We start from the raw sequence: 12,554 nt of genomic DNA, 5'->3' as shown, positions 1-12,554 counted from the left end.
GGATAACGCTTGCACCCTACGTATTACCGCGGCTGCTGGCACGTAGTTAGCCGGTGCTTATTCACAAAGTACACTCAACTTAAAAAGCCTTGCTCCCTTGTAAAAGAGGTTTACAACCCGAAGGCCTCCATCCCTCACGCGGCGTCGCTGCATCAGGCTTGCGCCCATTGTGCAATATTCCCCACTGCTGCCTCCCGTAGGAGTCTGGGCCGTATCTCAGTCCCAATGTGGCCGGTCGCCCTCTCAGGCCGGCTACCCGTCAAAGCCACGGTAGGCCATCACCCCACCGTCAAGCTGATAGGACGCGACCCCATCCCATACCGCAAAAAAGCTTTCCCACAATCACATGCGATCATGTGGAACATTCAGTATTACCACCCGTTTCCAGGAGCTATCCCAAAGTACAGGGCAGGTCAGTCACGCATTACTCACCCGTTCGCCACTCTCACCCAAACCGAAGTCTAGGATCCCGTTCGACTTGCATGTGTTAAGCACGCCGCCAGCGTTCATCCTGAGCCAGAATCGAACCCTCCACAAAAAACTTGCAAAAGACCCAACAAATGACTCTCAAACAAAAAAATGACAATCGTCCTATAAGGAAGGACGTTCGCACAAAAACCCCAACCCCCATTAACCACTCTCGCAGACCCCCAACCAACAAACAGGTCAAAGGCGGGAATTGGACTGGCAATCACAAACATAAAGAAGTAGTACAAACACGCTCTTGAGTTCTCAAACCACCACCACACTCCAAGCAAACCCAGAAACCAACCAACCGGAAGGAACCAGACCGCTCAGCGGCAGCAAGAGATAAACATACACGACACCACACACAAGCGCAAACCAACATCACAAAACAACACCCAAATCGTTGCAACAACAGCGTTCCCACGGCGTGTCGAAAACACGCCTCCAACACGCTCACACTCTCACAATACGCCCAAAACACCACCACAACCACACCAAAAACCACAAATCCACCCACACGACCCACACAATTCACCCCAACGACACCCAACCCAACCACAACCACAGCTTGCTACCATCACAGAAGAACCGGCAACCAGCCAACACAAGGACCACCAATCATGCAGCGTCACGAGATCAACCCACATCAAGTAACGTTTCCGCGCGCAATTCAGCCATACATCGTCAACAGTCGCATCTTCGACAGCAGTTCGTCACCGCAAGCGCGCGTCTACTACGCCGATCACTCCCCCGATCGTAGCTATTTCATCAAAACCGCCGCCGCGCAATCACTGTGCCGCGAAGCCGCGTGGACCACATACTTTCACGCGCGCAATCTCGCGCCCGACGTACTGTATTACGGCACAATCGGCGGGCGCGACTGGCTCGTCACCGCGCGTATCCCCGGCGAAGACTGCACGTCGCCGCAGTACATGGCCGATCCGGACCGACTGGTACCACTACTGGCCCACCGACTGCGCGCGCTGCACGAAACTGATTATTCCAACTGTCCGGAAACCACGCGCATGGAACGGTACGTACAAACTGTGCAGCACGGCTACCGCAACGGACGTTGCGATCGCGCGTTGTACACAACGTGGTACGGCGAGGCGACCGACGACGAAATCTACCGCATCGCGCGCGACGGTTGGCCGCGGCTGCGCGCCGACGTACTGTTGCACGGCGACTACTGTTTGCCGAACGTAATATTGGACGATTGGAAGTTCAGTGGATTTGTTGATCTCGATTGCGCTGGGATCGGCGACCGTCACGTGGACGTGTACTGGGCGTTGTGGACGCTGCAGTTCAATCTGCACACGAACGATTATCGGTCGTTGTTTATTCGCGAGTACGGTGCGGACCTTGTTGATGAGGAAATGTTGCGTATCGTCGCCGCGATGGAAGTGTTCGGATAGTCGGCGGCAAATAGCCATTAAGCCGTTATCCGATAACGACCATTATGTCAGCGCGATTGCATAGTGCGGAGACAGATTTCTCGTCAACATCTGCATAATTTGTCTTGAAATGTATTGTTGGGGCTGTTGCGATTTTGAAGACAGAAATTTTGTCTTAAAAAGTAAGTTACTCGATTCACACATCAGTTGCGGCAATCAAAGGAAATCAAGAAACCGCGGAATACCGCCATTCCTGCACTTTGCACGATGCGAGTACAGCCAAGCAATTTGTCTCTACTTACGAAAACCATCCAAATCTCAAATTAGAGGCAAAAATCCAATAGCATATCGCACGATAACAACGCACATCACTCGCTGCGCACACCTCACATTACGCGAGCCGACTGAGGAGCGGCCACAAATATATGCCCAAATATTCCAGCATAATAGTTTTTCGCGTTGCCCCCTTCAATTCGTCTCCTTCAATATGCAATCTGAGAGGCAGATTTCGTCGTGTGTAGGGGTCTTTCTGCAATCTGAGAGGCAGGTGTTCTGCATCATACTCCCACATTGATGAGTTTCGGGGGTAAATATCAGACTTGTGGCCTGACAGCACTGCCTCTCAGATCGCAGAAAGACCCATGCATGATTGAAAATCTGCCTCTCAGATCGCAGAAAGACCCAAACAAATCACCACGCCACACAAAAACAGTGTTCCTTTACAACAATGGGTGGTTGACGGCATATACGAAATACACCGTCAACCACCCAAATAGCCATTCTGCATTATCAGTGGTTAATGCATCCGCTCCCTAAACTCAGCGCGCGGCGGGCACGATACCGAGCGTGAACGTGAACTGCTCAGCGTCGAGGCGATATTCCTCCAGCAGAGCCGGTCCACAACTGTTCGAGCCGATACCGGACTGCGCGTAATCGACGTTCACCACAGTCGAATCAGATTCCTCAAGCTCGCTGTTGTGAGCCTTGCGCGTCAACTCTTCAGCCGTATACGGTAGCGCCTGGAAATCGAACGTCCGCTCGCCGAAGAACGTCAAGCTCGTACCATCGCCGGCCACCGACGCCCAATCACAATCGTGATGATTGCCGTTTTCTTGCGGCTTGATATACGGCTCGAACAGTGACTGCGGCGTGCCCGAGAACACGCCATGCCAGCTCGCGCGACGCTTGTCGACGTAGCTTTCGACCGGACCGAGACCGCAGTACGTGACGTCGCGCATCGACTTGGGCACGAACAGTCGCAGACCGAAGCGCGGCAGGAACGGGAATGCCGTATCGCGCGTTACATCCATCGACAGTTCGATCGTGCCGTTGACGTGAATCGTCCACGTTGCGTCGATGTCAGCGATACGTTGGACGATCGGCGCGACGAGACCGAGCCGCGCGTGAATAGTCACGTCGCCAGCAACGCAAACAGCGTCTGAGATACCGTTCGCGCCGAAATCAGTATCGTCGTCACCGAACGATGCGACGAACGCAGGTTCGTTGGCATCAAGTCCAGCAGCAGTCTGCGCTGCGACGCCCAAGCCGGGCAGCGACGACACCACCGAGTCACCGTCAACCGGCGACTCGACCACGTCATCCTCGTCAACCAGCACTTCCACGTCGTACGCACGTACACTCGCGCGATCGTACTGTGCACGCTCCCATTCGTAACGAACGTTGCGATCGTTGTCGGTCGGCGCGCGCCAAATACTGACTTCCATCGGACGATCGAGCAGCGCACGATTTGCGAATGTCATCGAAGAGAACAGACCCGTGCGCTTGTCGATCACGTACCGGAAGTCCGGCGACTCGACCGTCACTGACGCACCGGATTCAGACACCGTGAGCAGCGATGGCACGATCGTGCCTTCGCCATCCGCGTCAACGGCAACATCAACGGCACCCGCATCGTCTTCAACCACGTCATCGCCGTGCACCGCTTCAAGCAACGCCGCCACAGTCTGATTGCGCGGGTCACCAGTCGGCACCGCAACCTCGTCGAATCCAAGCTGGAAGCCAGGCAGCAGCACACCGTCGTCGGTCAAACGGTAGTAACGCACGAGCAGCGTCGCTTTACCAGCCGACTCACTCAGCTCGGCGAGCGCCGTGCGAATTTCCGTCGGCAGTTCGATCGTCGCCTCGCCGTGCGGCTCGATCGACGGCATGCCCGGCGCGTAATTGCCCGGATGCTCGACGCGGAACGCATCGCCAGCGGCCGCATCCTCCTCCCACGAAGCGTTCACGGTCGGCCGTCCGTCGACCACGAGCGTGAAGTCGACGAACATACCTGCGTCCGCAGTGTTGAGGAAATCGTAGTAATTATGCAGTGTGAGCGTGCCTGCAGCCGGGTCGAATCCGGCGACGCGCACCGGACGATACACGTTTTTGAACTCCAGCAAACCGGTGTGCGGCGTGCGATCGGGGTAGACGAGACCGTCCATGCAGAAGTTGCCGTCGTGCGGATACTCGCCCGAATCGCCACCGTACGCGTACTCGCGGCGTCCGGCCGGGTTGGTGCCGCGGTCGATCGCGTGGTCGCACCACTCCCAGATACAGCCGCCGACGAGCCCGTCGTAGCGCTGGATGCGGTCGAAGTAGTCTTCGAGGTCGCCCGGACCGTTGCCCATCGCGTGGCAGAATTCGCACATGAAGTACGGTTTGACACCGTTGTCACCATCGTCGCCGCCGAACGTACCGTCGCGCTTGCCGTCGGGCGTGCGCGGGCCTTCCTCGGAGAAGTATTGGTCGATGTCTTTGAGCGACGGGTACATGCGGCTGTGAACGTCGAGGTGACTGAAATCGTATTCACGGTCGGTGGTTACGTAGCGCGCCGACTCGTAGTGCGTGAGTCGGCTCGGATCGAACGCTTGCGTCCACTCGAGCGCGGCTTCAAACGTGCAACCATACGCGCACTCGTTGCCCATCGACCAGAAGATGATGCTCGGGCGGTTCTTGTCGCGTTCGACACAGCGTTGCGCGCGGTCGACGGTTGGCGCGGTCCATGCCGGATTGTCGGCGATCATGCGCGGCCAGCGTGCGGCTTGCGCGTCCCAGCTGGTATCCGTGGCGATTGCTTGATCAGTGCCGTGGCTTTCGTTATCAGCTTCGCCGATCACGTAGAAACCGAGGCGATCGTACAGGTCGTAGAAGTGCGGCGCGTTCGGATAGTGGCTCGTGCGGATAGCGTTGACGTTGTGTTCCTTCATGAGGGTCAGGTCGCGCATGATTTGCGCTTCGCTGATCGTCGATCCGGTGACCGGGTCGGAATCGTGACGGTTGACGCCGTGAATTTTGATCGGTTTGCCGTTGACTTTGACAACGTTGCCATCGACACTGACTTCACGGATGCCGACGTGATCGGTGATCGTTTCGTGCTCGGTTGCGTAGACGATCGTGTACAGGTACGGGGTTTCGGCGGTCCACAGTTTGGGATCTTCGACGATGAGTTGCGCGTGCGCGGTTGGTAGGAACGCACTGTCGCCGGCGGCAGTATCCGTGTCGATGATGGTGGGCGACGCGGTACCAGTTTCGATCGCGATGTGCAGGGCGGATTCTGCATCGGACGGTTCAGTGTCGTCGGTTTCGGCGATTGTGCTGACTGATTCGACGGTGCCTTCTTCGAGGTCGTCGACGATATCACCGAGGTCGTTATCGTCGCCGTCAACGTCCGCAGCATCGCCATCAGCCAACGCATCACCGTCGATCGGCTCAGCTTGTGTTTGCGCAACCAACTCACCGTCCGCGTCGAACAGTTGCACACTCACCGGCACATCCACGTCATCAAAGAACGCAAAATCGACGTCCACGGTCGCATGATCGACCGGTGACGCGTCATACTCAGCGTCCGTCAGCTCGTCAATCTTCGCGGGATCGACGTTACGCCAGATCGACGTGTGCGCAAAGTAGTCACGAATCGCGTCTTCCGGACGATCAAGCAGGTACACATCGCGGAAAATGCCCGACATACGGAACTTGTCTTGGTCTTCCTGATAGCTGCCGTCGCACCACTTGAGCACGAGTACGGCGAGCATGTTCATGCCGTCAACGAGCGCGTCGGTAACGTCGAACTCGCTGGTGGAATGCGAAACCTGCGAGTAGCCGATAAACGTGCCGTTAAGCCACACGTAGAAGCACGAGTCCACGCCCTCGAAATTCAGGAATGTGCGCGGTGCGTCGGCGTTCGGCGTGTGCGCAAACTCGTGAATGTACACGCCGCACGGGTTGTTTTGCGGGACGAACGGCGGGTCGAGCGGGAATGGATAGTTGACGTTCGTGTACTGGTGGCCGTCGGCACCGTGATTCTGCCAGACGCTCGGCACCGGGATTGCATTGAAACCAGCGGCTTCTCGACCGTGGCTGACCGCCGCGCGATGCTCCCAAACTTCGGCGTCGGCATCCGTGCCGACACCGTCGAAACCGTCGTCACAGAACGCAGGAAGACCGGCCGCGCGAGCGCTGGTTACATCGGCGTCGAGATCGTAAATGCTGGTGTAGTACTTGAAATCCCAGTCGCCGTTGAGCAGCGTGAACCGGTCGGAGTTGACGCGCTTCTCGCCGACAGTGTCGGTGCGATGCGAAGCGGGGATATAGTACGCGCGGTTCGGCTCAGTGCCGACGTGCAAGGTGTCGAGGTTCTCGTAATACCGTGGGATGAACATGAGGTTCGGCGCTCCTTCGGGCTTGTGCGGGCCGGTATCAGTGATAACGCTACCATCATGGTTCGTCCTGACGGGCAGCGGCGCGCGGGTGCTGTGTGTCGGCGCGTGTTGGTTTTTTGGTATTAGCGGGCGGGGCGCGCTGGTGTGCGGGTGAGCGGTCCATTCTTGCGCTGGCTGGCGCTGGTTAACGAACGACGCCGGTAAGCACTAGTAGCGGCGCTTATAGCAAGCGTAACTGCGCGCAATCGGCATGCCTGCGCGTAGTTATGCTCGTTTTTGAGGCTAAAAACGAGCATAAGTGCGCGCACACATGGAAATTGCGCGCAATTACGCTCTGCGTGAGTGCCAATTGGATGATGCTGAGCCAAATAACTTGTATCCTGTGTCATTAATTCGTTGATGAATTCACTACCCCTTAGTTAGAGTGGCTCCCCTTGCCAGGATGTTGCCGTGAAGCAAACAGCAGAGCTGTTTGTAGTCAATGTGCTAGCAGGGGAGCCACAAACATCGTAAACGAACTTCTGGCGCAGGATATTAGACGTACTTGTGACAAATAAGCACAAATCATGGTTTTATATCTATTCTTCTATTTTCTGCATCAACAATGAAAATATACCGAGGAGGATATTTAAGACTGGTTCCACTTAGAAACAGAGAAGATCCATCTTCCAATTCATACTGATACACATAGTTGCCTGAGCCTACGTCTTGATGTTTAAAATCACCGAAATCTTCCCACGATACATTATCCTTTCCTTTTTCGTTAACAATTTGCTTGACATAATCCAACGATAAAGTCTGAGAACTTTTTGTTATTAAATCCGTGCCGTTAGTCGTTGACCGCAGTTTATTATTGGTCAATGTATTTGCTAAACACACTGCAATAATTACCACAAAAGTAATCAAGAACAAGGCCGGTAGTACTCTATACTTTTTCATAACTAGCTCTTACTTGTATTTAACAAGATAATATCCAGCAAAGATAGAGTAATTAAGACCTGAACCATAATTGCGATTCGCGGATTGAGGATCCCATATCACTTTCCCGGATGCATCAAGCATACTCACTTTGGCAAGTCCACGCTTATGAGACCAGAATCCATCACTATTTTGAATATACCAATGGTAATCCTTATTTGGGGCAATCACGAGTGCGATTTTGTATTGGGATTTCCCGGGAACCGCACTTGCAAACGAGTTTGTAATCGTCACACCATTTCTTATATATGGACCATCGGCTTTAGCAGCTTTTTCAATCGCACTCTTTGTTAATGATGTATATACATTACCGGAAAGTTCTCCTAGCTGAAGCTTGCCTTCACGCGAAGTTAGTATGTTCATAACATATGCATAACAATTTGCTCGACGAATATTCGCATCATTATTCCAAAAATTAGGATTATATGCCAATTCGTATCCACCAGTAGGAAGATACGATTGAGCAGAGAAAGGAAAACTTAATTCGTCTGCATATTCGATTGGTGCATTAAACGTCGATTCAGGGGAAAACAGTTCTCTTAACTCAGTAGGCTCGTAGCTTATTGTTTCTTTCAGATCGGTTGGAAGCGAATTGTACCAATTCAACCATCTCAAGGTTTCATTAGACAAGTCGGATACGTTAAAAACACGATTGTTATAAAGAATCGATTCCTGATTCTCAGGGGTTGCGATCGCTACATTAGGAAAGAGAAAAGATGTAACGATAAGGACAGATAGCATAGATAAGATCTTTTTCACGATGAATCCTTTTCCAATCAAGAGAATGCAGCATCATTGCAGCAGTTAACAGGGAGTCATTTGAATCGTGAATTTCACTCAAATGATGAATATAATGATACTCCCCAATACCATTATTGAACAATATACGGCGTGTGCGACGTTAAGCGCATGATTCGGGTTTTAATTCATCATATGATATGAAAAACCGCCGCATCCGTACTCAGTACGGGATGCGGCGGTTTATATGTGTCGTTAATCGACTAAGCAGCTAAACAGCTAAGCTCACTGAACCTGAGCGCGAGCGATCTTGCCGGTGAAGGAGTTAGCCTCATCAGCATCCTTGGCCGGGCCGTTGTTCCAAGAGAACATAGCGCGCAGCTTCGGGCCGACAGTCTCAAGGTGCGGGTGAGAGTACTCTTCCTGCAGCTTCTTGAACTTCGGGGCGCCAGCAGCCTGATCGTCCATGAACTCCTTAGCGAAGGAGCCATCCTGAATACGCTTGAGCTGGTACTCCATGCGCTTCTTGGTCTCCTCGGTGATAACCGTGGAGGTGTAATCGCCGTACTGAGCGGTGTCAGAGCAGGACCAACGAGCCTTGTTCAGGCCGCCTTCGTTAGCCAGATCAACCAGCATCTTCAGCTCGTGGAACACCTCGAAGTAGGCGATCTCCGGCTGGTAGCCAGCCTCGGTCAGCACGTCGAAGCCCATGTCGCACAGGTGGTTGATGCCACCCATGAGCACATCCTGCTCGCCGAACAGATCGGTCTCGGTCTCCTCGGTGAAGGTGGTCTTGATGGCACCAGCGCGCAGAGCGCCCAGAGCCTTGGCGTAGGCGAGGCACAGCGGCCAGGTCTTGCCATCCGGGTCCTGCTCGACGGCCACGACGACCGGGACGCCACGGCCAGCGGCGTACTCACGACGCACGATGTGGCCCGGGCCCTTCGGGGCGACCATGAAGACCGGGTGATCCTCGCCCGGCTTGATGTAACCGTAGTGGATGTTGAAACCGTGAGCGAAGGCGAGAGCTGCACCCGGCTTCAGGTTCGGCTCGACGTCTTCCTTGTAGACCTTGGCCTGATACTGATCAGGCAGCAGGATCATCACGACGTCAGCCTCAGCGACAGCCTCGCCGACCGGCTTGACTTCGAGGCCCTGCTCCTTGGCGAACTCGACGGACTTCGAGGTCGGACGCAGGCCGACGACGACGTTGACGCCGGAGTCGCGCAGGTTCAGCGCGTGGGCGTGACCCTGAGAGCCGTAGCCGAGGATGGCGACCTTCTTGCCATCGAACACGGACAGATCGGCGTCCTTCTCGTACCAGATAGTTGCTGCCATAATGGCACTCCTTTATGTGTAGTGGGAAAAATCCACGGGCCGGTTTGCACCGGCGAAATTGACTTGTTTACCTGTTGGCCATGCAAGAGGATTTTGTCCTAAAACCGATGTTCATCTTACCGGAAACACGTCCGTAACATGGTCGCGTTCCACGTTGCGAACACCGATTTGATAAATCCTCTCACTATGTAGTTATGCGTTATTCAGTTATTCAGTTATGAGTTGAGCGAGCCCGCTATCCGCAGCCCGCGCGAAGGGAGACCAAAGATTGAGACGTCACTTCGTGAAGTCAATGTTCTTAGTCTCTTTGCACGTCAGCACCGCGACAAGGCAGCACACCGCCATCACGCCGAGGTACAGACCAACCGAGTGCACACCCCAGTGAGCGGACAGCCACGTCGCGATCGTCGGTACGAACGCGGCACCAACAATCGCAGCGAGGTTGTAGCCGATACCAGAGCCGGAGTAACGCACGTTCGCATCGAACAGTTCCGGCAGGAACGCGCCGATCGGACCGAACGCAGTACCCATCAGCGCAAAACCGACGCACAGGAATACCATGTTCGCCACGAAGTTACGCTGGCCGACAACCGCACCGTTGAGCAGGAACGGGAACAGCAGCGCGAACACGACGAGCAGTACCGACGAAGTCACGATCACGCGGCGACGGCCGAAACGGTCGGCGTTCAGGCACGAGATCACGATGAACGCAGCGAACACGCAGATTGCGATCATGAGCATCAGCAGATACTCCTGATTCGTAAAGCCGAGGTTGCCACCGCCTTCCGCGCCAGACTTCGTGCCCCACGCGAGCGACCAAGTGGCGAGCGTGTAGAACAGCGTGTACGTCACGGCCACAAGGAACGTGGCTTGCAGCACCTGCTTCCACGACTTGCGGAACACTTCAACAACCGGCGCCTTGACGACCTGCTGCTTCTCCTGAGCCATGCGGAAGATCGGCGTCTCCTCCATCTGCACGCGCACAACGAGTCCGACGATCACGAGCACCGAGCTGAGCAGGAACGGCACACGCCAGCCCCACGCGAGCATCGCGTCGGCATCGTTGAACGATTCGAGTACGAAATACGTGCCGTTCGACAAGAAGAATCCGATCGGCGCACCGAGTTCAGGGAACGAACCGTAGAGCGCACGCTTGTCTTCCGGCGCGTTTTCGGTCGCGACCAGCGCCGCGCCCGACCATTCGCCGCCGAGTCCGACGCCCTGCACGAATCGCAGCAGGCACAGCAGCGCGACCGCAGCCACGCCCCACGTTTTGTAAGTCGGCAGGCAGCCGATCAGGAACGTGCCGACGCCCATCGTGAGCAGCGAGACGACCAGCGTGGTCTTGCGGCCGAGTCGGTCACCGAAGTGGCCGAAGACGAGCGAGCCGAGTGGACGGGCGACGAACGCAATCGCGAACGTCAGGAAGCTCATGAGCATGGCGACGGTCGGGTTGGTTTTATCGGAGAAGAAAATGTGCGGGAAGTAGTTCGCGGCGGCGGTACCGTACGCGTAGAAATCGTAGAATTCGATCGCGGTACCGACCATAGACGCTGCGATGACGGTTTTGACTGAGTCTCGCGCGAGAGATTTCAGCTTGCCTGCCGCGGCGGATTCGCCGGCGGTGCTGACTGCTGCTGACATGATGTGCTCCTGATTTGATGTATGACTATATGAGTCACGGTTGCGTTATGTTGTGTGCGATTATGTGTGGTTGCGTTGCTGCAGCTTGAGATTATTGAGCGGTGACCTTGTGGGGCGTATCAAAAAGCCCCGCCAACTTGGCAGGGCTTTTTGCGAGGATCGCGACTTCTTGCTCAGCCCTGCCATCGTTGGCGGGGCTTCAAGCTGTATGCCGAATCAGTCCGCCAACGAAGACGGAATAATAATTCGTGCGGACAGCAGAGCAGCGCTCATGGACTGAGCAGACTCAACGGTTGCAGTGTATCCAGTCATCGTGGCGAACCTCCTTTCGATATCGGCTCCGAACGTTTCCACCGAGCTGTGTGCTCGACTGGTTCCACACCATAGGAGCGGTTACCCCGACAGACCAGCGCGCGTTCACTATGTGACCCTCGCGCCATCATCCGCGTGGCAGAAAACGCTCGCTAAGCAGGCACTCAGCGAGCAAAAACCGCCACGCACCACTCCTAGTGGCAGAAAACGCTCGCTAAGAGCCCCACCAGCGAGCAAAAACCGCCACGCACAACCCCTAGTGGCAGAAAACGCTCACTAAGAACCCCACCAGCGAGCAAAAACCGCCACGGGGGTGGTGACGTTTTGTTGGACTTCGTTGTCTGAATGGTCGTTCAGAACGATATCACATGTGTTCAGGCGACGAGCCCGAGCTGGATGCGCTTGTCCATGATGCTCATCCCGTATTCGAGTTTGATGCGCTTGTCCCGGTACCAGACCATGTACTCGTCCAGCATCGCAATGAACTCGTCGATCGTGACGCCCTGGAAGCTCCTCTTGTGGAAGAACTCTTGCTTGAGCCGGCCGAAGAACCCCTCGGCGGCGGCGTTGTCCGGACTGCAGCCCTTCGCGCTCATCGACCTCGTCAATCCATGATCCGTGCAGATGCGAATCCATTCAGGCCACCGGTAGTGGCATCCCCGGTCGGAGTGGATGACGGGCGTCTGACCGGGTCGGAGCGTGGCGCACGCGTCCTCGAGCATCCCGTTGGCCAATGCGGCGTTGGGGCTGGTGCCGATCGTCCAGGCGACCGGCATGCCGTCGTAGCAGTCGATCACCGGCGACAGGTACACCTTGCCCGCGGGGATCGAGAACTCGGTGATGTCGGTGACCCACAGCTCATTCGGATTCGCGGCGTGAAAGTCGCGGTTGACGAGATTGGCCGGCGCGCCGCCGATCTCTCCCTTGTACGAGCTGTAGCGCTTCGCGCTCTTGAACACCGGCACCATGCCATGGCGGGTCATCAGCCGCATGACGCGCTTCGCGGAGACGACGATGCCCG

7 protein-coding genes and 1 rRNA gene are annotated in these 12,554 nt (G+C 55.6%); 1 reads left to right on the top strand and 7 read right to left on the bottom strand.

All coding sequences use genetic code 11. The annotated features are described in order from the left end of the window. Positions 1–538, bottom strand: a 16S ribosomal RNA gene (locus BHAP_RS08330); the annotation flags it as partial. Positions 539–1,088: 550 nt separating this feature from the next. Here BHAP_RS08330 and BHAP_RS08325 point away from each other — a divergent pair. Beyond that, the gene (locus tag BHAP_RS08325; protein WP_094730265.1) at positions 1,089–1,883 is read left to right on the top strand and encodes an aminoglycoside 3'-phosphotransferase; all 795 of its coding nucleotides are present in this window, start codon (positions 1,089–1,091) and stop codon (positions 1,881–1,883) included. Between the two features lie 797 nt (positions 1,884–2,680). On the opposite strand, the gene BHAP_RS08320 is transcribed toward BHAP_RS08325, so the two are convergent. The 6 genes from BHAP_RS08320 to BHAP_RS08295 form a co-directional block, all read right to left on the bottom strand. After that, positions 2,681–6,523, bottom strand: a complete 3,843-nt coding sequence (locus tag BHAP_RS08320) for a glycoside hydrolase family 2 TIM barrel-domain containing protein (protein WP_094730264.1) — start codon at positions 6,521–6,523, stop codon at positions 2,681–2,683. A 564-nt stretch (positions 6,524–7,087) separates the two neighbouring features. Next, positions 7,088–7,462 carry a hypothetical protein gene (locus BHAP_RS08315; RefSeq protein ID WP_094730263.1) on the bottom strand — a complete coding sequence of 125 codons (375 nt, stop codon included), beginning with the start codon at positions 7,460–7,462 and terminating at the stop codon, positions 7,088–7,090. A 9-nt stretch (positions 7,463–7,471) separates the two neighbouring features. Continuing rightward, positions 7,472–8,260: a hypothetical protein gene (locus BHAP_RS08310; protein WP_094730262.1), complete on the bottom strand. Its 789-nt coding sequence runs from the start codon at positions 8,258–8,260 to the stop codon at positions 7,472–7,474. A 264-nt stretch (positions 8,261–8,524) separates the two neighbouring features. Next, positions 8,525–9,577 carry a ketol-acid reductoisomerase gene (ilvC, locus tag BHAP_RS08305; protein ID WP_094730261.1) on the bottom strand — a complete coding sequence of 351 codons (1,053 nt, stop codon included), beginning with the start codon at positions 9,575–9,577 and terminating at the stop codon, positions 8,525–8,527. A gap of 276 nt (positions 9,578–9,853) precedes the next feature. After that, positions 9,854–11,221 (bottom strand): MFS transporter, encoded by a 1,368-nt coding sequence (locus BHAP_RS08300; RefSeq protein ID WP_094730260.1) that lies wholly within the window; start codon positions 11,219–11,221, stop codon positions 9,854–9,856. A gap of 686 nt (positions 11,222–11,907) precedes the next feature. Beyond that, the coding region (locus BHAP_RS08295) for an IS3 family transposase (protein WP_143248771.1) at positions 11,908–12,554 on the bottom strand (647 nt) is incomplete at its 5' end.

It is taken from the genome of Bifidobacterium hapali, assembly GCF_002259755.1.
Taxonomy (GTDB): Bacteria; Actinomycetota; Actinomycetes; order Actinomycetales; family Bifidobacteriaceae; genus Bifidobacterium; species Bifidobacterium hapali.
The sequence above is the reverse complement of the archived record's forward strand: the minus strand, read 5'-3'. Positions and strand labels throughout refer to the sequence as shown.

Coding starts and splice junctions, on each gene's coding strand:
- BHAP_RS08325 (WP_094730265.1), top strand. CDS start 1,089: ATGCAGCGTCACGAGATCAACCCACATCAAGTAACGTTTCCGCGCGCA.
- BHAP_RS08320 (WP_094730264.1), bottom strand. CDS start 6,523: ATGTTCATCCCACGGTATTACGAGAACCTCGACACCTTGCACGTCGGC.
- BHAP_RS08315 (WP_094730263.1), bottom strand. CDS start 7,462: ATGAAAAAGTATAGAGTACTACCGGCCTTGTTCTTGATTACTTTTGTG.
- ilvC (WP_094730261.1), bottom strand. CDS start 9,577: ATGGCAGCAACTATCTGGTACGAGAAGGACGCCGATCTGTCCGTGTTC.
- BHAP_RS08300 (WP_094730260.1), bottom strand. CDS start 11,221: ATGTCAGCAGCAGTCAGCACCGCCGGCGAATCCGCCGCGGCAGGCAAG.